General features: G+C 58.9%; 21 protein-coding genes and 2 pseudogenes. 17 read left to right on the top strand and 6 right to left on the bottom strand.

Annotated features, from left to right (window positions below; translation table 11 throughout):
- Positions 1 to 6: 6 nt before the first annotated feature.
- Entirely contained in the window at positions 7 to 858 is an 852-nt protein-coding gene (locus RBH10_RS16115) for an urea carboxylase-associated family protein (protein ID WP_281036517.1), read from the top strand.
- 125 nt (positions 859 to 983) lie between these two features.
- On the opposite strand, the gene RBH10_RS16110 is transcribed toward RBH10_RS16115, so the two are convergent.
- Genes RBH10_RS16110 through RBH10_RS16095 form a run of 4 tightly spaced genes read right to left on the bottom strand, consistent with a single transcriptional unit; the run spans position 984 to position 3,841 of the window.
- Positions 984 to 1,415 (bottom strand): HIT family protein, encoded by a 432-nt coding sequence (locus RBH10_RS16110; protein WP_045016022.1) that lies wholly within the window; start codon positions 1,413 to 1,415, stop codon positions 984 to 986.
- Positions 1,416 to 1,437: 22 nt separating this feature from the next.
- Entirely contained in the window at positions 1,438 to 2,637 is a 1,200-nt protein-coding gene (locus RBH10_RS16105; protein WP_281036518.1) for a GNAT family N-acetyltransferase, read from the bottom strand.
- Positions 2,634 to 3,374, bottom strand: coding sequence for a glycerophosphodiester phosphodiesterase (locus tag RBH10_RS16100; RefSeq protein ID WP_281036519.1), 741 nt, complete (start codon positions 3,372 to 3,374; stop codon positions 2,634 to 2,636). Before RBH10_RS16100 ends, RBH10_RS16105 begins: the two co-directional genes overlap by 4 nt.
- Positions 3,371 to 3,841, bottom strand: coding sequence for a RidA family protein (locus RBH10_RS16095; protein ID WP_003512829.1), 471 nt, complete (start codon positions 3,839 to 3,841; stop codon positions 3,371 to 3,373). Before RBH10_RS16095 ends, RBH10_RS16100 begins: the two co-directional genes overlap by 4 nt.
- 158 nt (positions 3,842 to 3,999) lie before the next feature.
- Here RBH10_RS16095 and RBH10_RS16090 point away from each other — a divergent pair, with 158 nt between their 5' ends.
- From RBH10_RS16090 to lpxB, 15 genes and pseudogenes are all read left to right on the top strand, one after another.
- Positions 4,000 to 4,800: a cell envelope integrity EipB family protein gene (locus RBH10_RS16090; protein WP_045016464.1), complete on the top strand. Its 801-nt coding sequence runs from the start codon at positions 4,000 to 4,002 to the stop codon at positions 4,798 to 4,800.
- 61 nt (positions 4,801 to 4,861) lie between these two features.
- Positions 4,862 to 4,987 (top strand): hypothetical protein, encoded by a 126-nt coding sequence (locus tag RBH10_RS16085; protein WP_256387175.1) that lies wholly within the window; start codon positions 4,862 to 4,864, stop codon positions 4,985 to 4,987.
- A gap of 6 nt (positions 4,988 to 4,993) precedes the next feature.
- Entirely contained in the window at positions 4,994 to 5,761 is a 768-nt protein-coding gene (gene rpsB, locus RBH10_RS16080) for a 30S ribosomal protein S2 (RefSeq protein WP_045016025.1), read from the top strand.
- A 364-nt stretch (positions 5,762 to 6,125) separates the two neighbouring features.
- Entirely contained in the window at positions 6,126 to 7,052 is a 927-nt protein-coding gene (gene tsf, locus RBH10_RS16075; protein WP_306180698.1) for a translation elongation factor Ts, read from the top strand.
- A 97-nt stretch (positions 7,053 to 7,149) separates the two neighbouring features.
- Positions 7,150 to 7,872: a UMP kinase gene (pyrH, locus tag RBH10_RS16070; protein WP_003502561.1), complete on the top strand. Its 723-nt coding sequence runs from the start codon at positions 7,150 to 7,152 to the stop codon at positions 7,870 to 7,872.
- Positions 7,873 to 7,938: 66 nt separating this feature from the next.
- A pseudogene (gene frr, locus RBH10_RS16065) lies at positions 7,939 to 8,495 on the top strand (ribosome recycling factor).
- Positions 8,496 to 8,559: 64 nt separating this feature from the next.
- The gene (locus RBH10_RS16060) at positions 8,560 to 9,303 is read left to right on the top strand and encodes an isoprenyl transferase (RefSeq protein WP_281036520.1); all 744 of its coding nucleotides are present in this window, start codon (positions 8,560 to 8,562) and stop codon (positions 9,301 to 9,303) included.
- Positions 9,303 to 10,136 (top strand): phosphatidate cytidylyltransferase, encoded by an 834-nt coding sequence (locus RBH10_RS16055; RefSeq protein WP_306180697.1) that lies wholly within the window; start codon positions 9,303 to 9,305, stop codon positions 10,134 to 10,136. Before RBH10_RS16060 ends, RBH10_RS16055 begins: the two co-directional genes overlap by 1 nt.
- A gap of 49 nt (positions 10,137 to 10,185) precedes the next feature.
- Positions 10,186 to 11,307 (top strand): RIP metalloprotease RseP, encoded by a 1,122-nt coding sequence (rseP, locus tag RBH10_RS16050; RefSeq protein WP_281037368.1) that lies wholly within the window; start codon positions 10,186 to 10,188, stop codon positions 11,305 to 11,307.
- 199 nt (positions 11,308 to 11,506) lie between these two features.
- Complete coding sequence (gene bamA, locus RBH10_RS16045; protein ID WP_045016031.1) at positions 11,507 to 13,837, top strand: outer membrane protein assembly factor BamA; 2,331 nt, start codon at positions 11,507 to 11,509, stop codon at positions 13,835 to 13,837.
- 49 nt (positions 13,838 to 13,886) lie between these two features.
- Complete coding sequence (gene lpxD, locus RBH10_RS16040) at positions 13,887 to 14,954, top strand: UDP-3-O-(3-hydroxymyristoyl)glucosamine N-acyltransferase (protein ID WP_045016032.1); 1,068 nt, start codon at positions 13,887 to 13,889, stop codon at positions 14,952 to 14,954.
- Positions 14,947 to 15,417, top strand: a complete 471-nt coding sequence (gene fabZ, locus RBH10_RS16035; protein WP_045016033.1) for a 3-hydroxyacyl-ACP dehydratase FabZ — start codon at positions 14,947 to 14,949, stop codon at positions 15,415 to 15,417. The genes lpxD and fabZ overlap by 8 nt, the downstream gene beginning before the upstream one ends.
- Positions 15,414 to 16,229 (top strand): acyl-ACP--UDP-N-acetylglucosamine O-acyltransferase, encoded by an 816-nt coding sequence (gene lpxA, locus RBH10_RS16030; RefSeq protein ID WP_281036521.1) that lies wholly within the window; start codon positions 15,414 to 15,416, stop codon positions 16,227 to 16,229. The genes fabZ and lpxA overlap by 4 nt, the downstream gene beginning before the upstream one ends.
- Before the next feature lie 3 nt (positions 16,230 to 16,232).
- A complete protein-coding gene (locus RBH10_RS16025) occupies positions 16,233 to 17,114 on the top strand; it encodes an LpxI family protein (protein WP_281036522.1) in 882 nt (293 codons plus the stop codon).
- Positions 17,111 to 18,291, top strand: a pseudogene (gene lpxB / locus RBH10_RS16020) (lipid-A-disaccharide synthase). Before RBH10_RS16025 ends, lpxB begins: the two are co-directional and overlap by 4 nt.
- A 136-nt stretch (positions 18,292 to 18,427) precedes the next feature.
- Here lpxB and gltA read toward each other — a convergent pair.
- Positions 18,428 to 19,717: a citrate synthase gene (gene gltA, locus RBH10_RS16015; RefSeq protein WP_045016037.1), complete on the bottom strand. Its 1,290-nt coding sequence runs from the start codon at positions 19,715 to 19,717 to the stop codon at positions 18,428 to 18,430.
- Between the two features lie 306 nt (positions 19,718 to 20,023).
- Between gltA and RBH10_RS16010 the strand changes: the two genes are divergently transcribed.
- Positions 20,024 to 22,462 (top strand): ComEC/Rec2 family competence protein, encoded by a 2,439-nt coding sequence (locus RBH10_RS16010; RefSeq protein ID WP_281036524.1) that lies wholly within the window; start codon positions 20,024 to 20,026, stop codon positions 22,460 to 22,462.
- Positions 22,463 to 22,484: 22 nt separating this feature from the next.
- Here the strand turns inward: RBH10_RS16010 and RBH10_RS16005 are convergent, their stop codons facing one another.
- Positions 22,485 to 23,162, bottom strand: coding sequence for a glutathione S-transferase family protein (locus tag RBH10_RS16005; RefSeq protein ID WP_281036525.1), 678 nt, complete (start codon positions 23,160 to 23,162; stop codon positions 22,485 to 22,487).
- Positions 23,163 to 23,326: the final 164 nt, after the last annotated feature.

Here is a 23,326-nt window from a genome sequence, read left to right as displayed (position 1 = left end):
GATCTCATGACCCCCATGCCTGTTGCCGAACCCGCTGATGCCGCTGCGCGCCGCGCCGTCCGTCCCGTCGTCGTTTATCCGAACGGCACACTTGAGACACCGGACCTTGCGCGTCTGGAACAGGCGAAAAAGGGCATGGTGAAGATCGACGAGGTCATCGTGCCACCGCGCGACGGCCGCACCTTCAATGTTCCGAAGGGGCACTTCTTCCGCATCGTCAGCATTGAAGGTCCGCAGGTGGGGGATTTGAACCTCTGGAACGCCCATGATCTGACGGAGCGTTTTTTCAGCGGCAAGACCCGCGCGCTGCATGCCACCCATGTTTCCGTCGGCAACCGGCTGTGGAGCAATCTGCCATCCTTGCGGCCGATGGCGACCATCACCCAGGATACGCTGTCATGGTACGGCTGGGACGAAGACGGCGGCGGCGTGCACGACGTGATCGGTACCCGCTGCGATCCCTATACCAACAAGCTTTTGAGCGGTGGCGATTACCACCATTGCTGCCATTCGAACCTGACGAATGCGCTTGCCTCGGCCAGGGGCCTGTCATTCGGTGAGGCGGAACCGCATGTGCAAGATGTTCTGAACGTCTTCATGTGCACGGGTTTCACCACCGACACGCATCAATATTTCATGAAAGCAAGTCCGGTGCGGCCGGGCGACTATCTGGAGTTTTTTGCGGAAATCGATCTCATCGGCGCGCTTTCCGCTTGCCCCGGCGGCGATTGCAGCGCCTCCCATTCCAGCGATACGGCAGCCTGTTATCCCTTGAAGGTAGAGATATTCCGCCCGGATATGGCGGCGCTTGAAGGCTGGCCGTGGCCGGAGAGAAATGCCTATCGCAATCCGGAATGATCGGTTCGAAGGTCTCTCCTCCGTCGTGCTCGGGCTTGTCCCGAGCATCTGCAAGCGTTTGATTTCACGATACGTGGTTGGATCCTCGGCACAGGGCCGAGGATGACGTCGCATGCGCGGCGGGATCAGGAAGCGAGCGCCGCCTTTATCTTCTCCGCATGGGCCTTCAGCACCTCGCCATCGGCCATCGCGCCGGAATGCGGCTTCAGCGGCTCGCCTTCCTTGCGCGGGATGACGTGGAAGTGCAGGTGGAATACGGTCTGGCCAGCCGCCGGTTCGTTGAACTGGGCGACAAAGACGCCATCCGCGTCGAAAGCTTCCTTTGCCGCGACCGCCAGTTTCTGCACCACGGGGATGGTCTTTGCCAGCACTTCCGGGTCTGCATCGAGCAGATTGCGTGAACCGATCTTCGGAACGACCAGCAGATGGCCGGGAGCCTGCGGCATAACATCCATAAAGGCCAGCGTGTGTTCGTCCTCATAGAGCTTGTGGCTCGGAATTTCGCCGCGCAGGATTTTCGCGAAGATATTGTTGTCGTCATAGGCGCTGGCCGTCATCGGTGGTCTCTCCTCATGCGGACTATTCGTCCGGTTCGTGTTCCTGTCGCTCGCCCTTGCGGAAGGGCGTGTGGTCTTCCAGATAGTCGCCGATATGCTCGACTTCTTCGCGCTCGCGCTGAAGATAGTCGGCAATGGCGCGGCGCAGACCCGGATGAACGATGAAATGCGCCGAATGGGTGGTGACGGGCACATAACCGCGCGCCAGCTTGTGCTCGCCCTGCGCACCCGCTTCCACCCGCTTCAAACCTTTCGACAGCGCGAAATCGATCGCCTGATGGTAACAGACCTCGAAATGCAAAAAGGGGTGATCTTCGATGCAGCCCCAGTGACGTCCGTAAAGTGCATCCGAGCCGATGAAATTGATGGCGCCGGCGATATAACGCCCCTCACGTTTGGCCATCACAAGCAGAACGTCGTCGGCCATGCGCTCGCCGATCAGCGAATAGAATTCCCGCGTCAGATAGGGTCGTCCCCATTTGCGTCCGCCGGTATCCATGTAAAAGGCGAAGAACTGGTCCCAGATGTCTTCGGTCAGGTCACTTCCGGTCAGCCAGTCGATCTCGATGCCGTTTTCCAGCGCCGCGCGACGTTCCTTTTTCAGCCCCTTACGCTTGCGCGAGGAAAGGGCGTCGAGAAAATCGTCGTGGTCGCGATAACCGTCATTGATGAAGTGGAACTGCTGGTCGGTCCTGTGCAGGAAATCGCGTGGCAGAAGGGCGGAAAGATCGTTCTCTTCGAGAAATGTGACGTGCGCGGAAGAGACGCCGATTTTTTCCGTCACCTGGGCAAGGCCGGAGGCCAGAAGCGGCTTGAAGCGCGTTTCATCTTCGGTTTCGGACACCAGCAGCCGCGGCCCACTTGCCGGTGTGAAGGGCACCGAACATTGCAGTTTCGGGTAATAGTGCCCGCCAGCCCGTTCGAAAGCATCCGCCCAGCCGTGGTCGAAGACATATTCGCCCTTGCTGTGGTTCTTCAGATAGGCCGGAATGGCCCCGACGAGCGCACCGGAAGCGTTTTCGAGAAGCAGATGGTGCCCAAGCCAGCCGGTCTTGGCCGTCGCCGATCCGGATTCTTCCATCGAGGAGAGAAATTCATGGGAAATAAATGGGTTGTACGGTTTTCCTGACGTATTGCGCGATGTTCCGGAAAGCCGTTTCCAGCTTTCCGGATCGATATCCCCAAGGGATTGCGCAACGCGAATGGAATAGTCTTCTGTCATGCCGAGGCGGACGGGTTCTCTCTGGGGTCGAAACCTTCGAATGTCATCTGGTCCGCATATTTATAGGTAGTCTCGCGCGCATTTTCATCCCTGACAGTCCAGGTAATCACCGGAAGCCCAAGTTTTCTTTGCGCCTCGATGAAACTGTTAGGCAGGTGACCCCAATGGTAGGAGATGAAATCGAGCCCCACATGCATTGCTTCGTCGTGTTTGAAGAAGTCTTCCGGCTTATCGCCCTCGGCGGTGAGGCCAAGCGGCCAGGGCGAACCCGCAGCCTTCAGGTCCCTGAGGAGATGATGGTCGAAGCTCATCAGGGCCACATGGCCCCTGTAGCCTTCGAGGTCCTCCAGCACCGCTTCGGCAAAGCCGTCATCGACGCCTTCGCCCTGGCGACCCTTCAGCTCGATCACCAGCGGCACCTTGCCGGCGCAGAGCGCCAGAAGCTGCTTTAGCGTCGGGATGCGGTCCTTGGTCTGACCAACGGAGAGGAGCGACAATTCAGCGGAGGTATGTTCGCGCACGTCGCCCTTGATGCCCGTCAGCCGGGCCATGTCGTCGTCGTGAAAAATCACCGGCACGCTGTCGGCCGCCAGCTGGACGTCGCATTCGATGGCGAAACCGGCATCGATGGCGCGGGAAAAGGCGGAGAGCGTGTTTTCCCAGGCCGCCTTGTTCAGATCGTGATAACCGCGATGGGCGACGGGCTCGGCCGTCAGCCAGGAAAGTTTAAGCGTCATACGTCGATTTCCACGATCGCGTCGATCTCGACGGCGGCGTTGAAGGGCAGGCAGGCCATGCCAACGGCGGCGCGCGCATGCTTGCCGGCGTCACCGAGAACGTTGGCGAGCAGGTTGGAAGCGCCGTTGATGACGAGATGCTGTTCGACGAACTCCGGAACCGAGGCAACGAAGCCGTTGAGCTTGAGGATACGACGGATTTTCGACAGGTCGCCGTTCAACGCTGCCTTGACCTGTGCGAGAATGTTGACGGCGCACAATTCGGCGGCGCGCTGGGCGGTTGCAACGTCAACATCGCGGCCAACGAGGCCCGTCACCGCAATCTTGCCTGATTCCATCGGCAGTTGACCCGATACATAAAGAAGATTGCCGCTGATGGTGAACGGAACGTAGTTTGCGGCAGGTGCTGCTGCTACGGGCAGAGTAAAGCCCAGTTCCTTGAGGCGGCCTTCGATGACGTCCGACATTTTCGTCTCCGGTTTTGTTGTAAATCCTTCAAGAATCCGGCATTCAGAAGATGTTGATCCAAAAGCCGGGCGGTTGCTTGTACAATATGAGCGGCGAGTCCAACAGGAGATATTGCATGTTTGTCAGGAAGCTTGGTTTCGTTGCCGCAACAGGGCTTATGACCGGCCTGTCGAACGGTGCCAATGCCTTGCCCGTCACGGTTCCGGATCTCGTTGCCCACCGCGCGGTCTATGATCTCGAACTCAAGGATGCGTCCGACCGCTCCGGCATCGAGGGCATGACGGGCCGCATGGTTTATGAGTTCACCGGCTCCGCCTGTCAGGGTTACAAGACGGACTTCCGTTTCGTGACCCAGATCAACACCGGCGACGCGGTTCGCATGACCGACCAGCAGACGACGACCTTCGAGGACATGGCGAAGAAGAAGTTCACCTTCGAGACCAAGTCCTACACCGACGACAAGCTGGACAAGGAAGTGCAGGGCGCCGCAATCGACAACAAAGAGGGCGTGAAGGTCGATCTGATCCGCCCGGATGCCCGTCAGGTCGATCTCGTCGCCAGCGAATTTCCGACGGAACATATGTTCCAGGTCATCGAAAATGCCAAACAGGGAAAGCGCATCTTCGAATCCCGCATTTTCGACGGTTCGGATGACGGCGACGAAAGCCTGATCACCTCCACGCTGGTCGGCAAGTCGCAGATGCCGAAGGACGGCGACGCAGAAGCCGGCAAGGCGGGCGAATTCGGCAAAGCCGCGTTCTGGCCGGTGACGATCGCCTATTACAACGACAAGACCGGCACCGATTCCCTGCCGATCTACCGCATGTCCTTCAAGCTTTACGACAACGGAATCACCCGTGACCTGACCATGGATTACGGCGATTTCGTTCTGACCGGCAAGCTTGCGAAGCTTGATATCCTCAAGCCGGAAACCTGCGAAAACAAGCCGGTTCGCTGAAAGGCGGGCCGTTTGCGCGGTTTTTTCGCATAAATGCTTGCTTTTTATCTGAGGCGACTGTATGCGCCTCACCATTCCACACGCGAAGCTTGGGATGTTCCGGGAGAAATCCGGTTCGTTCCGCCCGGTGGTGTCGATGAAAATCGGCGCTGTTCGCTTCGCGGGGGTTAAACCGGAAAAGGAGTAACTAGGCATGGCATTGCCCGATTTTTCTATGCGTCAGCTTCTGGAAGCTGGTGTTCACTTTGGTCACCAGACGCATCGCTGGAACCCGAAGATGAAGCCGTACATCTTCGGCGACCGTAACAACATCCACATCATCGATCTGGCTCAGACCGTTCCGATGCTGTCGCGCGCCCTTCAGGTCGTGTCCGACACCGTCGCTCGTGGCGGCCGCGTTCTGTTCGTTGGCACCAAGCGTCAGGCGTCCGAAATCATCGCCGACAGCGCAAAGCGTTCGGCCCAGTACTACGTCAACTCCCGCTGGCTCGGCGGCATGATGACGAACTGGAAGACGATCTCCAACTCGATCCAGCGTCTGCGCAAGGTCGACGAGATCCTGAACTCGGAAGGCACCGGCTATTCCAAGAAAGAGCGTCTGACCCTCGAGCGCGAACGCGAAAAGCTTGAAAAGGCTCTCGGCGGTATCCGCGATATGGGCGGCGTTCCGGACCTGATGTTCATCATCGACACCAACAAGGAAAAGATCGCGATCGAAGAAGCCAAGCGTCTTGGCATTCCGGTTGTTGCGATCATCGACAGCAACTGCGACCCGGATCACATCGACTTCCCGATCCCCGGTAACGACGATGCATCGCGCGCCATCTCGCTCTATTGCGACCTGATTGCCCGCGCTGCCATCGACGGCATCGCACGTCAGCAGGGCGCTTCCGGCCGCGACATCGGCGCTTCGGAAGAAGCTCCGATCGAGCCCGCGCTCGAAGACGAGGCTGGCGCCTGATTTAGGCCCTGTCAGGCGGCGATTTCTTAATCGCCGTCTCCTCGACCAGGATATGACAAGGCCGTCAAAGACCGTAAATGGGTTGACGGCCTTGTTCGTTTCAAACCGCTCCGTCAGGGCTTGCGTAAAGTCTCTGGCGTTTTGATGCGGATGAAATCCGGTGGCAGCCTTCATAACGCTGTCACACTTGAGCGGCACCCATCATTTCGATGTATGGAGACGCCGCAACACTTGGGAATACGCATGCTCCTTTCCTGAAATCGTCCCCGGTTTCAAAGGGTGTGCGGCCGGGTACACTCATCACCCAGAACTTCGGCACGGCGAATTCAGCCGGCTGACCGATCGAACCGATAAGAGGCAAACAATGACCGAAATCACAGCCGCAATGGTGAAGGAACTGCGCGAGAAATCCGGCGCAGGCATGATGGACTGCAAGAAGGCTCTTGCTGAAACCAATGGCGACATGGAAGCGGCGATCGACTGGCTGCGCGCCAAGGGCATCGCGAAGGCCGACAAGAAGTCCGGCCGCACGGCTGCCGAAGGTCTGATCGGCGTCGCCACCATGGGTCACAAGGCTGTTGTTGTCGAACTCAACTCCGAAACCGACTTCGTTGCCCGTAACGATGCGTTCCAGGATCTCATCCGCGGCATTGCCCAGGTAGCGCTCTCCACCAATGGCACCGTCGACGCTGTCAGCGCCGCCACCTATCCGGCAACCGGCAAGTCCGTTGCCGACAGCATCAAGGATGCGATCGCCACCATCGGCGAAAACATGACGCTGCGCCGTTCGGCTGCGCTCGAAGTCGAGCACGGCGTTGTCGCGACCTACGTGCACAATGCTGCCGGCGAAGGCATCGGCAAGCTCGGCGTTCTCGTTGCCCTGAAGTCGGTCGGCGACAAGGCCGTTCTGAGCTCCATCGGCCGCCAGGTTGCCATGCACATCGCTGCAACCAACCCGCTCGCCATCCGCGCCGAGGAAGTCGACGCAGCCGTGGCTGAGCGCGAACGCAACGTCTTCATCGAGCAGGCCCGCGGATCCGGCAAGCCGGAAGCCATCATCGAAAAGATGGTTGATGGCCGCATGCGCAAGTTCTTCGAAGAAGTCGCTCTTCTGTCGCAGGCTTTCGTCATCAACCCCGACATCACTGTCGGCGCTGCCGTCAAGGAAGCTGAAAAGGAAGCTGGTGCAGCCATCGAAGTGACGGGCATGGTTCGCCTGCTGCTCGGCGAAGGCGTCGAAAAGGAAGAAAGCGATTTCGCAGCAGAAGTCGCCGCAGTCGCCAAGGGCTGATTATATTTACCCAATCTAGGGAAAACGGGAGGGCATCGCGTGACAACGCGGTGCCCTTCGTGTATCCGCGTTTCGGTTACATTTCCGAGGAGTCATGATGTCTTCCAAGCCGATCTACAAACGTGTTCTTCTCAAGGCTTCCGGTGAAGCCCTTATGGGCGACCAGGGTTTCGGTATCGATGTGGCGGTTGCAGACCGGATCGCCTCCGATATTGCCGAAGCGAGGGCGATGGGCGTTGAAGTCGGCGTTGTCGTCGGCGGCGGCAATATTTTCCGCGGTGTCGCCGTGGCGTCCAAGGGTGGCGACCGTGTCACCGGCGACCATATGGGCATGCTGGCCACCGTCATCAACGCGCTGGCGCTCGCAACCTCGCTCCGCAAGCTCAGCATCGACACCGTCGTTCTGTCGGCAATCGCGATGCCTGAAATCTGTGAAAGCTTCTCGCAGCGCGCAGCACTCCACCATCTCGCGCAGGGCCGCGTGGTGATTTTTGCCGGCGGTACCGGCAACCCCTTCTTCACGACCGATTCTGCCGCAGCGCTGCGTGCCGCGGAAATGGGCGCCGAAGCGATCTTCAAGGGCACCCAGGTGGACGGCATCTATTCCGCCGATCCGAAAAAGGATCCGACAGCCACCCGTTTCGACGAACTGACCCACAGTGAAGTGCTCGGCAAGGGTCTGGCGGTCATGGATATCGCGGCTGTGGCGCTCGCTCGCGAGAATCACATCCCGATCATTGTTTTCTCGATCCACGAGAAGGGCGGTTTCGCGCAGATATTGACCGGCGGTGGCCGCAAGACCATCGTGCACGACAAATAATCAAAAAACGACGTCGCCCCTGTGGCGGATTCCGGCCGCCACGGCCGATAGAGATGGAGTATCAAGATGAGTGGTATTGACCTCAACGATATCAAGCGCCGCATGGATGGTGCCATCAATGCATTCAAGAGCGATATCGCATCGCTTCGCACCGGCCGCGCTTCGGCCAATATTCTCGATCCGGTGACTATCGAGGCCTATGGTTCGCGCGTTCCGCTCAACCAGGTCGCAAACATCACGGTTCCGGAGCCGCGTATGCTCGGCGTCAACATCTGGGACAAGTCGATGGTCAATGCCGTCGACCGCGCCATCCGCGATCCAATCTCGGCCTCAACCCGATCGTTGATGGCCAGAACCTCAGAATTCCGCTGCCTGAACTGAACGAAGAGCGCCGCAAGTCGCTCGTCAAGGTGGCCCATGACTATGCCGAGAAATCCAAGGTGGCGATTCGCCATGTACGTCGCGACGGTATGGATGGTCTGAAAAAAGCCGAAAAAGACGGCGATATCGGTCAGGACGAAAGCCGTGCCCAGTCGGAAAAGGTGCAGAAAATCACCGACGACACGATTTCGGAAATTGAGCGCTTGCTTGGCGAGAAGGAAAAGGAAATCATGCAGGTCTAGTATCGCTTGCGATAGACCTGTATTTTATTCGTTTTAATTCCGCGCTGCCTGTTACTGGATCGATATGCCGACGACGACACGTTCCTCAATACCCGAGCACGTCGCCATCATCATGGATGGAAATGGGCGATGGGCAAAACAGCGCGGTCTTCCGCGCGTGATGGGGCATCGCCGCGGGGTAGAGGCTGTGCGCGAAACCGTGCGCGCGGCCGGAGACTGCGGTGTCCGCTATCTCACGCTGTTTGCCTTCTCATCGGAAAACTGGCGCAGGCCCGAATCCGAGGTGAGCGACCTGATGGGGCTTTTGAAGGCTTTCATCCGGCGCGACCTTGCGGAACTGCACCGTGAAAACGTCCGTGTGCGCATCATCGGCGACCGACAGGGGCTGAAAAACGATATTCGCAGCCTTCTCGAAGAGGCGGAACATACGACGGCTGGTAACACCAAGCTGACGCTGGTGATTGCCTTCAATTATGGAAGCCGCGACGAGATTGCCCGTGCGACGATGGCGATCGCCCGTGATGTCGCCGACGGCCGGCTGGACGCGGCATCGATTACGCCGGAGATGATTTCGGCGAGACTCGATACATCAGGAATGCCGGATCCCGATCTGATCATCCGCACCAGCGGTGAGGAACGCCTGTCGAACTTCCTGCTCTGGCAGGCCGCCTATTCCGAGTTCCTGTTCGTTCCCGAATATTGGCCCGACTTCGACCGGCAGCGATTCTTTTCCGCAATAGAGCAATATGCAACGCGTGATCGCCGTTTCGGCGCTCTGGCCGAGCAGGTTGCCGTGGCAGGCGCCTGATGAGCCGTGAACTCAGACTGCGGATCGTGTCCGCAATCGTCATGGCGGCGGTCATATTGGCCGCGACCTGGTATGGCGGCATTCTGTTCCGCATCGTGGCCGGTCTGCTGGCGATTCTCATCTATTATGAATGGTCGACGATCACCCGCCTGTCGGAGACCAACTCCACCGGCAATGCCTGGGGCTGGTTTGCGGTCGCCGTCATTGCCGGCAACACGATTTTCGGCGAACCCTCGCTCGATCTGCCGCTGCTGTCAGGCTTTACGCTGACCGCTGCACTTTTCCCCGTTTTGCGCGGCAGGAACTGGTGGCTGGTGGGCGGTATCGTTTATGCGGGTCTGAGCGGCATATCGCTTGCCGCCATTCGTGGTGACGAGCTGACCGGTTTCGTCGCCATCCTGTTCATTTTCGCAGTCGTCTGGTCGACGGATATCCTCGCTTATTTCGTCGGACGCGCCATCGGCGGGCCGAAGCTTGCGCCGGCGATCTCGCCGGGCAAGACTTGGTCGGGTGCTGTCGGCGGAGCAGTTGCGGCGTTGATAGGGGGAGGCGCGGTGTCGTTTGCCTATCACGGCAGGATCAGCCTGCTGCTGCTTGGGCTTGCCCTCGTCCTTTCGATATTCAGTCAGATCGGCGACCTTTTCGGATCCTTCGTGAAGCGGCGTTTTCAGGTCAAGGATTCGAGCCATCTTATCCCTGGCCATGGTGGCTTCATGGACCGGGTTGACGGTCTTGTTTTCGCCTGCTTTACGGTATTCCTCATTGCTTTCGTGCATGCGGCGGCAACCGGCGACGTGCCCGGATCGGGCGGCGGCCTGTTGCCGGGCTTTTAAGCGGCGCGCAGGGTCATGAAATAAAGGGCAGATTGTCATGAACACAGTAATGGCGGCGACCGGGTTTTTGACCGGCTACATCGTGCCCTTCGTCCTCGTCCTTTCCCTGCTCGTTTTTGTTCACGAAATGGGCCACTACCTTGTCGGCCGCTGGAGCGGCATTCGCTCCACCGCCTTTTCCATCGGTTTCGGCCCGGAGCTGATCGGCTTTACCGACCGGCATGGCACAAGGTGGAAGATTTCCGCCATACCGCTCGGCGGCTACGTAAAATTCTTCGGTGACGAGGATGCCTCCAGCAAGCCGGATAGTTCCGGCCTGTCGCATATGTCACTGGAGGAGAGGGCGCAGACGCTTTCCGGTGCAAAGCTCTGGAAAAGAGCGGCGACGGTTGCCGCAGGACCTATAGCCAACTTCATTCTCGCCATTCTGATCTTTGCGGTGCTGTTCGGTGTCTATGGTCGGATGATTGCCGATCCCGTCGTGGCGGAAGTGCGTGAAAACAGCGCGGCCGCCGCAGCCGGTGTGCACCCCGGGGACCGCCTGGTGGCGATCGACGGTGAAAAGGTGAAGACGTTCGAGGATGTCCGCCGTTATGTCGGCATCCGGCCGGGCACGCCGATCACCGTGACCGTCGAAAGGGCGGGCGAGGAGCTGAAGTTGCCGATGGTTCCGACCCGCACCGAAACCACGGACCAGTTCGGCAACAAGCTGGAAATGGGCATCATCGGCATCGTTACCGACCAGAGCAGCGGCAATTTCCGTCACATCGAGTATTCGCCGTCTGAGGCGCTGCTCGAGGGCGTGCGCGAAACGGGCCATGTCATCACCGGCACTTTCAACTATATCGGCAACCTCGTGACCGGGCGCATGAACGCCGATCAGCTCGGCGGACCCGTCCGTGTCGCGCAGGCTTCCGGCCAGATGGCGACGCTCGGCATTTCGGCCGTCATCCAGCTTGCCGCCGTTCTTTCCGTCTCGATCGGTCTTCTAAACCTGATGCCTGTCCCGGTTCTGGACGGCGGACATCTGGTGTTTTATGCAATCGAGGCCATCCGTGGAAGACCGCTTGGCGCCGGTGCGCAGGAGGTTGCCTTCCGTATCGGCATGGCGATGATTTTGGGTCTTATGGTTTTTGCAACATGGAATGATATCAGCAGCTTGATTGGCTGAGGATAGTGTTTTAACGGTTTTGTTAGTTGGTTGTTTACCTTGTTTTTATCCCGAAGTGGCGAATGCGCCACTCTGGATCACGAAGTAAACAGAATTTAACGTTCTGACTTGCTTGTAGGGGAAAAGCAGGTAAAACGACGCACATGGCCGGAGTCGGGTTCCGCCCGCTGAGGGACAACGTAAAAAGGTAAGAATTGAAATGAAGGCTGGTTCAAGATTTTTGAACGCGGTGTCGGCGGTTGCGCTGTCTGCTGGTGTTTCTTCGGTTGCGGGCCTTGGCGTGCTTGCCTCTGCTGGTGTTGCGAATGCAGCCGTCATCAGCAAGATCGATGTTCGCGGGGCCGAGAGGTCCGGTGCGGACTCCGTGCGCTCCAACATCACCATTGCGCCGGGTAAGAACTTTTCCAATTCGGATATCGATGAATCGGTGAAGCGTCTTTATGCCACCGGTTACTTCTCGAATGTCTCCATGCGCGTTTCCGGCAGCACGCTGGTCGTGACTGTGAATGAAAACCAGCTCGTCAATCAGGTGGTGTTCAACGGCAACCGCAAGATCAAGGACGACAAGCTCGCTGGCATCGTGCAGACGCAGCCGCTCGGCCCGTTCAATCAGGCTATCGTGACTGCTGACATCGCCCGCATCAAGGAAGCCTATTCCGCGATCGGTCGCAGCGACGTCGAAATCACCACCCAGACCGCTTCCGTTGGTCAGGGCCGTGTGAACATCGCTTTCGTTATCAATGAGGGCGAGCGTACGAAGATCGGCCGCATCGATTTCGTCGGCAACAATTCCTACAGCGATGGTCGTCTGGCCGCTGTCATCAATACCAAGAAGTCCAACATGCTGTCGTTCCTGACGCGCAAGGACGTCTATAATGAGGACAAGCTGCGCGCCGACGAAGAGGCGCTGCGTCAGTTCTATTACAACCGCGGTTATGCCGACTTCCGGGTCGTGTCCTCCGACGCTGTGCTGGACGAGTCCAAGAACGAATACAACATCTCCATCACGGTTGATGAAGGCAAGAAGTACGACTTCGGTAACGTCGCAGTCGAATCGACTGTTCCGGGTGTCGACGGTTCTGAGCTTCAGGGTCTCGTGGCAACTCACCAGGGTGCAAGCTACAGCGCCAAGGAAGTCCAGCAGAGCATGGAAGCGATTTCCAAGCGCGTCGCCGGCGAGGGTTATCCTTTCGCCCGCGTAACGCCGCGCGGCGACCGCGACATGGCAGGCAACACCATCGGTGTGACCTACATCGTCGATCAGGGCGAGCGCGCCTATGTCGAACGCATTGAAATCCGCGGCAACACACGTACGCGTGACTATGTCATTCGTCGCGAGTTCGATATTTCCGAAGGCGATGCATTCAACCAGACGATCATCACGGCTGCGAAGCGTCGTCTTGAAGCGCTCGGTTATTTCTCGAAGGTCAACGTCTCGACCGCCGGCGGCAGTGCGCCTGACCGCGTCGTCATCGTTGTCGACGTGGAAGACCAGTCGACGGGTTCGTTCGGTATCGGTGCGGGTTATTCTCAGAACGACGGCGTGCTGCTTGAAGCCTCCATCGAAGAGAAGAACTTCCTCGGTCGTGGCCAGTACATCCGTCTCGCTGCTGGTGCGGGCGAAGACGATGCGCGCAGCTATACGCTGTCCTTCACTGAGCCTTACTTCCTCGGTTACCGTCTGGCCGCAGGTTTCGATCTGTTCAAAAACCAGAGCAAGAACGAAAGCTACTATAACTACGACGAGCAGGGCTTTGCACTGCGCGTGACGGCGCCGATCACCGAGAACCTCTCGACGACGTTCAAGTACACCTACAAGCAGATCAACTACGAAGGTAAGAGCGGTTACGACCAGAACGGTAATCTTGCTCAGCCATATGTTGATTTGATTGACAAGAATGGCGGCGACTGGACGCAGTCCATTATCTCGAACACGCTGAACTACAATACGCTCGACGACCGCAACATGCCGCGTGAAGGCTGGCAGGCTGCGCTGACGAACGAATTTGCCGGTCTCGGCGGTGATTCCGAATATTACAAGATCTTCGCCAAGGCGCGTTATTACTACACGCTTTCGGATGAATACGACGTCATCGGCTCGCTCACCGGTCAGGCCGGTCATGTCATGCCGACAGGCGACAATCTGCTGGTATTCGATCAGTTCAAGTTCGGCGGCCGTCAGGTTCGCGGCTTCAAGAACGATGGTATCGGCCCGCGTATCGGTACGGACTCCATCGGCGGCACGACCTACTTTGCGGCTTCAGCTGAAGTTACGGCTCCGATGCCTGGTATTCCGGAAGATTTCGGTCTTCGTCTCGCTGGTTTTGTCGATGCCGGTACGATGTATGGCAACAAGGTTTCCACAACGCAGACTGTCAAGGATGATAACTCCATCCGTGCATCCGCCGGTATCGGTGTGATGTGGGCGTCGCCGTTCGGCCCGATCCGCGTCGACTACGCGGTACCGATCGCCAAGGAAGACTATGACGAGGAACAGCGTTTCCGGTTTGGCATGTCCAACACTTTCTGATATCGGCAGTCCAGAACTGCAACTTTGAACGTTCTGGAGTTTCCGTCTGATGGAATACAACGCCTTTTTTCCGCCCCACGAGGGACTGCGATTGAGAGACATCGCAGACCGTTTTGGGGCGGAACTGTCTGATGACGCGGCGGGAGAGCGGATCATCAGGTCCGTAGCACCGGTCTACCGGGCAAAACCCGACCAGCTCTGCTATATTCTCTCGCGCAAGAACCGCGATGAGTTGCCGACCTGCGAGGCCGGCGCCGTCATTTGCGACGCGGCACTCGCGGATTTACTTCCGTCTCACATTCCGGCACTGATATCGAAAAACCCGCACACGCTTTTTGCGCAGGTGGGCGCCTTGTTGCATCCTGCCGCCATGCGTCCCGGTATGATTGTGGCGATGGAAGCCGAAATTTCCCATACCGCGCATGTCGATCCGTCGGCAAAACTGGAGGCGGGCGTGATCGTCGAGCCGCTCGCCGTGATCGGTGCTGGCGCCCATATCGGTGCAGGCACGCGGATCGGCCCCGGTGTCATCATCGGCCCGGATGTGCAGGTCGGGCGCGATTGCACCATCGCCGGCGGCGCGAGCATTCTTGCCACTCTCATCGGCAACAATGTGATTATCCACAACGGCGCACGTATCGGTCAGGACGGGTTCGGTTATGCGCCCGGTCCGCGCGGCATGCTGAAGATCGTGCAGATCGGCCGGGTCATCATTCAGGACAATGTCGAGATCGGCGCCAATACCACGATCGACCGCGGCACCATGGATGACACGGTCATCGGCGAAGGCACCAAGATCGACAATCAGGTTCAGATCGGCCACAACGTTCGCATCGGCCGCCATTGCGGCATCGTCAGCAAGGTCGGCATTGCGGGCAGCACCCGCATCGGCGACGGCGTGATGATCGGCGGCGCGGCGGGTATCAACGGCCATATCACCATCGGTGACGGCGTGCAGATCGCGGCAATGAGCGGTGTTGTCGCCGATGTTCCGGCTGGCGCGCGTTATGGCGGTACGCCTGCGCGGCCGATGAAATATTTCCTGCGCGATATGGCCGACATTCTGGCACGCGCTGAAGGGCGTGATAAAAAAACAGGAGAAAAAAACGATGACTGAAGAAACTAAGACGACGCTCGGCGCGGCTGACATTCTGGAAGTCATGAAGCTTTTGCCGCATCGTTACCCGTTCTTGCTTATCGACAAGATCATCGAGATCGATGGTAATAATTCGGCGATTGGCATCAAGAATGTGACGGTCAACGAACCGCATTTCACCGGTCATTTCCCGGATCGCCCGATCATGCCGGGCGTTCTGATCGTCGAAGCCATGGCCCAGACGGCTGGTGCGATTTGCGCCCGCAGCCAGGGTGAGGGTGGTTACCTGGTCTATTTCATGACTATCGACAATGCGCGCTTCCGCAGACCTGTCGTTCCGGGCGATCGTCTCGAAATCCACGTGGTCAAGCAGCGCCAGCGCGGCAATGTCTTTAAATTCCATTGTGAGGCGAAGGTTGATGGCGCGCTCGTGGCGGAAGCCGATGTCGGCGCGATGATGATCCCCGAGGGCCAGCAGCAATGAGCACGATAGCGGCCTCGGCCAAAATCCACCCGACGGCCGTTGTCGAGGATGGTGCGGTCATCGGCGAAAATGTCGTCATCGGTGCCCTGAGCTATGTTGGCGCGAAAGTCACGCTGCACGACGATGTCAAGCTGCACAATCATGCCGTCGTTTCCGGTCTGACCGTTATCGGCCGTGGTTCAGTTATCCATCCCATGGCAATCATCGGCGGTACGCCGCAGGCGGTTCGCCATGATGGCTCGGAAACCTCGCTCGAGATTGGCGAACGTTGTGTCATGCGCGAAGGCGTGACGATGAATGCCGGCAGCTCCGATGGCGGCGGCAAGACCATCGTCGGCGACGACAACCTGTTCCTCGCCAACTCACATGTGGCGCATGATTGTCTCCTCGGCAGCCATATCATCATGTCCAACAATGTGATGCTGGCGGGACATGTGACCATCGAGGACCGGGCTATTCTGGGCGGCGGCTGCGCCGTGCACCAGTTCACCCGCATCGGTCGTCAGGCCTTCATCGGCGGGCTGTCGGCGGTCAATTACGATGTCATTCCCTATGGCATGCTGAACGGCAATCCCGGCATACTCGGCGGCCTGAATGTCGTCGGCATGACGCGTGCCGGTATCGACCGCGCGGATATTCACAAGGTCAGGCGCGTCTTCAAGCAAATCTTCGAAGGCGAAGGCGCCATCCGCAGCAACGCAGCCGCGATTGACCGCGCAGAATATCTCGATTGCCCGCAGGTAATCGAGATCCTCGATTTCATTGGTGCGGACAGCGACCGCGCGCTCTCCTCGCCAAACCGGGGCAAGTGAGCCGTGGCAGGCGGCGGACGTCTCGCCATCGTGGCCGGCAGTGGCCAGCTGCCGCTCCATGTGGCGGCGGCGGCGCGCGAAATGGGGGAAAACCCCTTCATTGTACAGCTGCGCGATGATTCCCGGTTTGACTGGAGCGGTTTCGACAATGCCGTAATCAGCGTCGGAGACGTGGCCGGGCTTGGCCGACTGCTGCGCGAAAACCAGGTAGACCGCGTCGTGCTTTCCGGCGCCGTGGCGCGCAGGCCCGAGTGGCGGGAAATCCGCCCCACAATCGGCATATTGCTGAAATTGCCGTCCATTGTCCGCACCCTGCTTTCCAGCGGAGATGACGCGGTTTTGCAGATGGTCATCAAGGTCATCGGTACGCTCGGCGCAAAAGTCATCGGCGCCCACGAGATTGCACCCGGCCTGCTTGCTACGACCGGCGCTTTCGGTACGCATAAACCTGCCCAGGACGATCTGCGTGACATACGCAAGGCCGCGCAGGCCGCACTTGCGCTTGGCACGCTTGATGTCGGGCAGGGCGCGGTCTCCGTTGGCGGCCGTATCGTCGCACTGGAGGGCGTGGAGGGTACGGACGCGATGCTGGCACGCGTCGCGGCCTTGCGCGCTGAAGGCCGCATCTCGCCCCGCCGCAAGGGTGTTCTGGTGAAGCTCTGCAAGCCGCAGCAGGATATTCGCGCCGACTTGCCGACCATCGGCGTGGAAACGGTGGAGAACGCGCAAAAGGCCGGGCTGGCGGGTATTGCCGTCGAAGCCGGACGCGCGCTGGTGCTCGATCGCGATGAGATGTTGAAGGCGGCCGATCAGGCGGGCATATTCGTCTGCGGTATCGATACATCACTCGATGGAGACATGATGGGCGGAGGCATGACGGAATGACGGCAACGTTGAAAGTGGCGGTCATAGCCGGCGAGGTCTCCGGCGATCTTCTGGGCGCGGATCTGATCCGATCCCTGAAAGCCCGGTATGAGGGACCCATCGAGCTGATGGGCGTCGGCGGCGAGGCGCTTGAGGCGCAAGGGCTGGTCTCGCTGTTCGATTATTCCGAGCTTTCCATCATGGGGTTCACGCAGGTCCTCAAAAAACTGCCGAAGCTGATTTCGCGGATCAACCAGACTGCGCAGGCGATCATAGCCGCAAAGCCGGATATTCTGCTGATCATCGACAGCCCGGATTTCACCCATCGCGTCGCGAAAAAGTCCGCAAACAATTACCGCATCTGCCGGTCGTCAATTATGTCTGCCCGAGCGTCTGGGCGTGGAAGGAATATCGCGCCACCGCGATGTTGTCCTATGTCGATCATGTTCTGGCGTTGCTGCCCTTCGAGCCGGAGGCGATGCGGCGTCTCGGTGGTCCGCCGACAACCTTTGTCGGCCATCGCCTCAGCGTCGATCAAGACGTGCTCTCCGTGCGGCAGAGGCGGGCAGAACGGCCGCTTCCGGCACAAGGCGAACCGAAAACCATTCTGCTCCTGCCGGGGTCACGCTCCACCGAAACGACACGGCTGATGGAGCCGTTTCAGGAGGCCGCAAAAGCCTATGTCGAGCGCAATGGCCCGACGAGGTTTCTGCTGCCCACCGTATCGCGCCAGGAAAACCGCATCCGTGAGTTGGCAGCGGCATGGCCGGAAGATATCAGGCCCGAAATCGGCATCGATCCCGCCTTCAAATGGAATGCGTTTGCTGCAGCTGACGCCGCGATTGCCGCCTCCGGCACTGTCATTCTCGAACTCGCGCTCGTCGGTGTGCCGACCATATCGGTCTACAAGACCGACTGGATTTTCACCATGCTGAGCAAGCGGGTGAAAACCTGGACGGGCGCGCTTCCGAACCTGATTGCCGACTATGTCGTCGTACCGGAATATTTCAACGAGGTGGTGCGGGCAGGCTCGATGCTGCGCTGGGCCGAGCGGCTGTCATCCGACACCACCGAGCGTCGGGCAATGCTGGATGGTTACGCTCTGGTGCAGGAGCGTCTACGCACTGAGGTGCCCCCAGGCGAAACCGGGGCACTCATTCTTCTCGATGTGCTGAACAGCCGCAAACAGCAAGGTTGAGCCGGCAGCTATCCTGTCTGGCTCTTATTGGACGCCACGTCGGGCAGGGCGCATTTTCCTTCTCCGAAACAATATCCAACAAAAAAGGCCGGCGGATAAAACCCGCCGGCCTTTTGATATTGGACGGTTTCCCGACTTAGCGCTTGGAAACCGGAACGTAGTCGCGCTTGCCGGCGCCCGTGTAGAGCTGGCGCGGACGGCCGATGCGCTGCTGCGGGTCTTCGATCATTTCGTTCCACTGCGCGATCCAGCCGACGGTGCGCGCAAGCGCAAACAGCACGGTGAACATGGTCGTGGGGAAGCCGAGCGCCTTCAGCGTGATACCCGAATAGAAATCGACATTCGGGTAAAGTTTCTTTTCGACGAAATAAGGATCGGAAAGGGCGATCTTTTCCAGTTCCAGCGCGACCTGCATGATCGGATCGTCGGAGTTGCCGGTGGCTTCCAGCACTTCGTACATCGTCTTCTGCATGATCTTGGCGCGCGGGTCGTAGTTCTTGTACACGCGGTGGCCAAAGCCCATCAGGCGGAACGGATCGTTCTTGTCCTTGGCGCGGGCGATGTATTCCGGAATGCGGTCGACAGAGCCGATCTCGTTCAGCATGTTGAGTGCGGCTTCGTTGGCGCCGCCATGTGCGGGACCCCAAAGGCAGGCGATGCCCGCAGCAATACAGGCGAACGGGTTCGCACCCGACGAGCCGGCAAGACGCACCGTGGAGGTGGAAGCGTTCTGCTCGTGATCGGCATGCAGGATGAAGATGCGGTCCATGGCGCGGGCCAGAACCGGATCGACCTTGTACTCTTCGCAAGGCACGGCAAAGCACATGTGCAGGAAGTTGGAAGCGTAATCGAGGTCGTTCTTCGGGTAAACGAAGGGCTGGCCGATATGGTACTTGTAGGCCATGGCGGCGATCGTAGGCATCTTCGCGATCATGCGCAGCGAAGCGACCATGCGCTGGTGCGGATCGGTAATGTCGGTCGAGTCGTGATAGAAGGCCGAGAGAGCGCCGACCGTGCCGCACATCACGGCCATCGGATGTGCATCGCGACGGTAGCCGGTGAAGAAGCGGCTCATCTGCTCATGCACCATGGTGTGGCGCGTAACGCGGGTGTCGAAGTCCTTCTTCTGCGCAGCCGTCGGCAATTCGCCGTAGAGCAGCAGGTAGCAGGTTTCGAGGAAGTCACCCTGTTCGGCGAGCTGCTCGATGGGGAAACCACGATGCAGGAGAACACCTTCATCGCCGTCGATATAGGTGATCTTGGATTCGCAGGAGGCCGTCGAGGTGAAGCCCGGGTCGTAGGTGAAGGAGCCCGTGTGCTTGTACAGCGTGGCGATATCGACGACGCTTGGTCCAATCGTGCCTTCCCTGACCGGGAGTTCGACCTGTTTTTCGCCAAGTGTCACTGTAGCGCTTTTTTCCGTCATACTGATCCTCCGAAAACATGCGGGTGGGGGCGCTGAGACACGCCCCGCGGTTAAGCGTCTACCGATTAGCTATATGATCCTTGCGCAGATGCCAAGCTATCCGAAGGTCAAATTGTGCATTGCGGCAAACGCAATCCTGTTGCTTTGGGCATTCCCGACAGTAGCAATTCAATCTCGGTCAACACACCGTTAAAGTAAAGGATTGCAATCCCCAACGCTGGTCTGCAAACCTGTTCCCGGTGCGGCAAGGGGCGGTGGGGATTGCTCGGTCAAGGGGAAAAACAGCATTTCGGATATGCTGAAACGATGCAGGGCGAAATGCCCGGCACGCGGGAGATTCTGTTTCCTCTTCGCAGGACCAGCGATGCCGCGACATATGAGATGGCCGCCATTATTCCCGAGCGAAATCTCCTCAATGTCGTCGCGGAAAAAATCGCCGCATGTTTGGCCGAGGAGCGTGCATTCGGCCACGATTTTCTTTTCGTTCCCGTCTCTATCGGCTGCGGGGCGATACTCTGGTTTTCTCTCGATGCCGCGCCTTCTTCGCTCGTTCTGTTGATCGTATTTTTGCTTGTCGCGAGTCTGGCGCTCTATGTGAGATATAGCTCCGGTGTCGCGGCGGCGGCCTGCAGCATTTCCGCCTTTGTTTTGCTCGGCATGCTTCTGGCCGATTTCGAAACCAGGCGGGCGGGAACCGTGGTGCTGGATACCCCCGTCACCACCATCATCACCGGCACGGTGGTACGCCGGGAGGTCGATGCGCGCGGCTTCTGGCGATACGTGGTTGACCTGACTGCGACGGAAGGGCCGACATTGTCGCGTCCGCCGCAGAGAGTCTCGGTGCTTGCGCGCAGCGGCGGCGAGCCGGTCATGCTCGGTGCCACCCTTCGCGGCAAGGCGCGCCTCTCGCCGCCATCCGGCCCGGCCTTGCCGGGACTGAACGACTTCGCCTTCACATCTTATTTCAGAGGCATAGGTGCTACCGGCTATTTTTATAAGCCGCCGCAGACGCTTATCTCACCTTCAGGTGATATTGCCACGGAAAAAGGCTGGCTGGAATGGGCCGATATGCGGCTTTACAGCCTTCGCAGCGCAATTGCCGAGCGCATCCGCGCCACCATCGGCGGCGATGCCGGCGCTTTTGCCGCCTCTATCGTCACCGATGAGAGACAGGCCATATCGGGCGAGACCATGGAGGCGTTGCGACTCTCCGGCCTTGCCCATATCGTCGCCATATCGGGACTTAACATGGCGCTGGCGTCGGGCATATTCTTCGTTGGCCTGAGACTGGCCTTCAGCCTGTTTCCCGCCTTTGCGCAGCGTTGGCCTGTGAAGAAGATCGCGGCTTTTGCGGCGCTGCTGATGACGCTTGCCTATTATCTCATTTCCGGTTTCGCCGTGTCTGCCGAACGCGCCTGGCTGATGATGTCGGTAATGCTGATCGCGGTTCTTTTCGACCAGCCGTCGCTCAGCCTCAGAAACGTTGCCATTTCCGCTCTGGTCATTCTTGCTTTTTCGCCCTCGGAAATCATGGGGCCAAGCTTCCAGATGTCTTTTGCGGCCACCATAGCGCTCGTTTCGGCCTATGCGTTCTGGAGCCGGTGGCGCATCGATCGCGAGCGGCTGTTCATCGGGCACAAGCCCGCATGGATGAAGGTGGCGGAAACCGTGGGTGCAATCATTGGCGGCGTTGTCACGACGTCATTGATTGGCGGCCTTTCGACAGCGATCTATTCAGCCGAGCATTTCCATCGTGTCACCACCTATGGACTTTTCGCCAATCTGGCCGCGATGCCGCTGATGTCGCTGATCGTCATGCCTTTCGCTCTTCTCGCCATGCTGCTGATGCCCTTCGGGCTTGATGCGCCATTCCTGAAGATCATGGGTTATGGCATGGCTCTCGTCATTGAGGTCGCAAACGAGGTGGCATCGTGGGGCGGTAGTGCTGCGACCGGGCGTCCGCATGGCTGGTTCATCGGTGTCGCTTCGGCCGGTTTTCTGCTTTTGACATTGCTGCGCAGCCGGCTTGCGCTTCTCGGCATTCCGGTTCTGCTCTTTGCCTTCGGCCTCTCGGCGATCGTCGCCTATCGCGACCTGCCTGATCTGCTGGTCCACGAGGACGGTGAGCTGGTGGCGATGGTGGAGGATGGCAAGGTCTTTACCACAAAAGCACGGCCGCCGGGCTTTGTGTTCGGCCAATGGCAAAGAGCGCTCATGCTGCCGGAAAAAAACGTTCCGCCGGTATTTGTAAAAGGGGAGGGCATAACAAATAACGCTGGTTCAGGTTCCGGCTCGAAATCGAGACTGTCGCCCGAAGACATGACGGTGGTGGCGCGGGAGATGACAGCGGCTCTCAGAGACTCCAAGGCCGGTGTTTTCACCTGCAGGAAAGACATGTGGTGCGCGGCAAGCGCGGCAAGCGGCGAGTGGATCATCGTTCTGGAAGACGGCCGCTTTGCCGGAAAAGCCTGCGATATAGCCGACATTGTCGTCGTTTCCCGCAGGACCTCTTTTTCACAGTGCCGCTCGGGCGCGTTCCTGCTCAGCCGTGACATTTTGCGGCGTATCGGCTCGGTGGAGATAGATTTCGCGGATAAGGCGCAGGAAGGGGTCGTTGGTCGGCTGCGCGCCGCAATCTCCGGGACGGACAGGTCCTGGAGCCAACATCGTTATTACGACTGGAAAAGCGGACGTTTCGACCACGACCTGCCGCAATCCGTCATCCGGTTGCTGGCGGGGTCGTAGTGACCGCCGCCAGCATGAATTATCAAACCTTGATGCGCAGATCGGTGGTCAATTCGCCGATATCGCCGATTTCCTGTTCATGCGACGCGTCGCGCCAGCGCTCCTTCAAGCCGGCCTCGTACCACTCCTGCATGGCGGGCAGGGCGAGCAACCTATCGCAATAGGCTTTCGCCGCAGGCGAAAGATCCGCGCCATAGGTCTGGAAACGGAATGCGACCGGGCAGAAAAAGGCATCGACCGCCGTGAATTTTTGACCGGCAAGATAGGGCCCGCCAAATTTCGCAAGGCCTTCGCTCCATAGCGCATCGATGCGCTTTATGTCGGCCGCCAGCCCGGCATCGCCAACCTTCGGCTTTATCCTGACGCCGACCGACATGGGATAGAGATTGCGCAGCGAGGAAAAGCCGGCATGCATCTCGCTTGCGGCCGACCGTGACCAGGCCCTTGCCTTCGTGTCGCTTGCCCAGATGCCCTGGTGTCTTTCGGCAAGGTACTCGGCGATCGAAAGCGTTTCCCACACCGTTACACCATCGTCGACAAGGCAGGGCACCTTGCCGGTTGGCGAAAATGTGGTGAAGGCGACGCCTTCGCCGAATGGAACGAGCTTTTCATCGAAGGCGATACCGAGTGTGCGCATCAACACCCACGGCCGCAGCGACCATGAAGAATAGTTCTTGTTGGCGATATAAAGATCGTACATGGCGTATCTCCCGGATATGACGCGCATTTCTACACCTGCCAAGCGTTCACGGAATATCGAAAATATTCCATGGCACCCATAAGCGCTGTTGATGAGTGGTAAAACGGAGTACGGAGAGCTGCATCCTGCGATATGTCACCAGCGGGTGGCAATGAAGAACTCAG

It is taken from the genome of Rhizobium sp. AN73, assembly GCF_030757975.1.
Lineage (GTDB): Bacteria > Pseudomonadota > Alphaproteobacteria > Rhizobiales > Rhizobiaceae > Agrobacterium > Agrobacterium arsenijevicii.
The sequence above is the reverse complement of the archived record's forward strand: the minus strand, read 5'-3'. Positions and strand labels throughout refer to the sequence as shown.

Excerpts from the sequence above, each read along its gene's own strand:
- RBH10_RS16100 (WP_281036519.1), bottom strand. The coding sequence starts at position 3,374 with ATGACGCTTAAACTTTCCTGGCTGACGGCCGAGCCCGTCGCCCATCGC.
- pyrH (WP_003502561.1), top strand. The coding sequence starts at position 7,150 with ATGTCTTCCAAGCCGATCTACAAACGTGTTCTTCTCAAGGCTTCCGGT.
- fabZ (WP_045016033.1), top strand. The coding sequence starts at position 14,947 with ATGACTGAAGAAACTAAGACGACGCTCGGCGCGGCTGACATTCTGGAA.
- tsf (WP_306180698.1), top strand. The coding sequence starts at position 6,126 with ATGACCGAAATCACAGCCGCAATGGTGAAGGAACTGCGCGAGAAATCC.
- gltA (WP_045016037.1), bottom strand. The coding sequence starts at position 19,717 with ATGACGGAAAAAAGCGCTACAGTGACACTTGGCGAAAAACAGGTCGAA.
- RBH10_RS16005 (WP_281036525.1), bottom strand. The coding sequence starts at position 23,162 with ATGTACGATCTTTATATCGCCAACAAGAACTATTCTTCATGGTCGCTG.
- RBH10_RS16055 (WP_306180697.1), top strand. The coding sequence starts at position 9,303 with ATGAGCCGTGAACTCAGACTGCGGATCGTGTCCGCAATCGTCATGGCG.
- RBH10_RS16115 (WP_281036517.1), top strand. The coding sequence starts at position 7 with ATGACCCCCATGCCTGTTGCCGAACCCGCTGATGCCGCTGCGCGCCGC.
- rseP (WP_281037368.1), top strand. The coding sequence starts at position 10,186 with ATGGCGGCGACCGGGTTTTTGACCGGCTACATCGTGCCCTTCGTCCTC.
- lpxD (WP_045016032.1), top strand. The coding sequence starts at position 13,887 with ATGGAATACAACGCCTTTTTTCCGCCCCACGAGGGACTGCGATTGAGA.
- RBH10_RS16095 (WP_003512829.1), bottom strand. The coding sequence starts at position 3,841 with ATGTCGGACGTCATCGAAGGCCGCCTCAAGGAACTGGGCTTTACTCTG.
- RBH10_RS16110 (WP_045016022.1), bottom strand. The coding sequence starts at position 1,415 with ATGACGGCCAGCGCCTATGACGACAACAATATCTTCGCGAAAATCCTG.
- RBH10_RS16010 (WP_281036524.1), top strand. The coding sequence starts at position 20,024 with ATGCAGGGCGAAATGCCCGGCACGCGGGAGATTCTGTTTCCTCTTCGC.
- RBH10_RS16060 (WP_281036520.1), top strand. The coding sequence starts at position 8,560 with ATGCCGACGACGACACGTTCCTCAATACCCGAGCACGTCGCCATCATC.
- RBH10_RS16085 (WP_256387175.1), top strand. The coding sequence starts at position 4,862 with ATGCGCCTCACCATTCCACACGCGAAGCTTGGGATGTTCCGGGAGAAA.
- lpxA (WP_281036521.1), top strand. The coding sequence starts at position 15,414 with ATGAGCACGATAGCGGCCTCGGCCAAAATCCACCCGACGGCCGTTGTC.
- RBH10_RS16090 (WP_045016464.1), top strand. The coding sequence starts at position 4,000 with ATGACCGGCCTGTCGAACGGTGCCAATGCCTTGCCCGTCACGGTTCCG.
- RBH10_RS16105 (WP_281036518.1), bottom strand. The coding sequence starts at position 2,637 with ATGACAGAAGACTATTCCATTCGCGTTGCGCAATCCCTTGGGGATATC.
- rpsB (WP_045016025.1), top strand. The coding sequence starts at position 4,994 with ATGGCATTGCCCGATTTTTCTATGCGTCAGCTTCTGGAAGCTGGTGTT.
- bamA (WP_045016031.1), top strand. The coding sequence starts at position 11,507 with ATGAAGGCTGGTTCAAGATTTTTGAACGCGGTGTCGGCGGTTGCGCTG.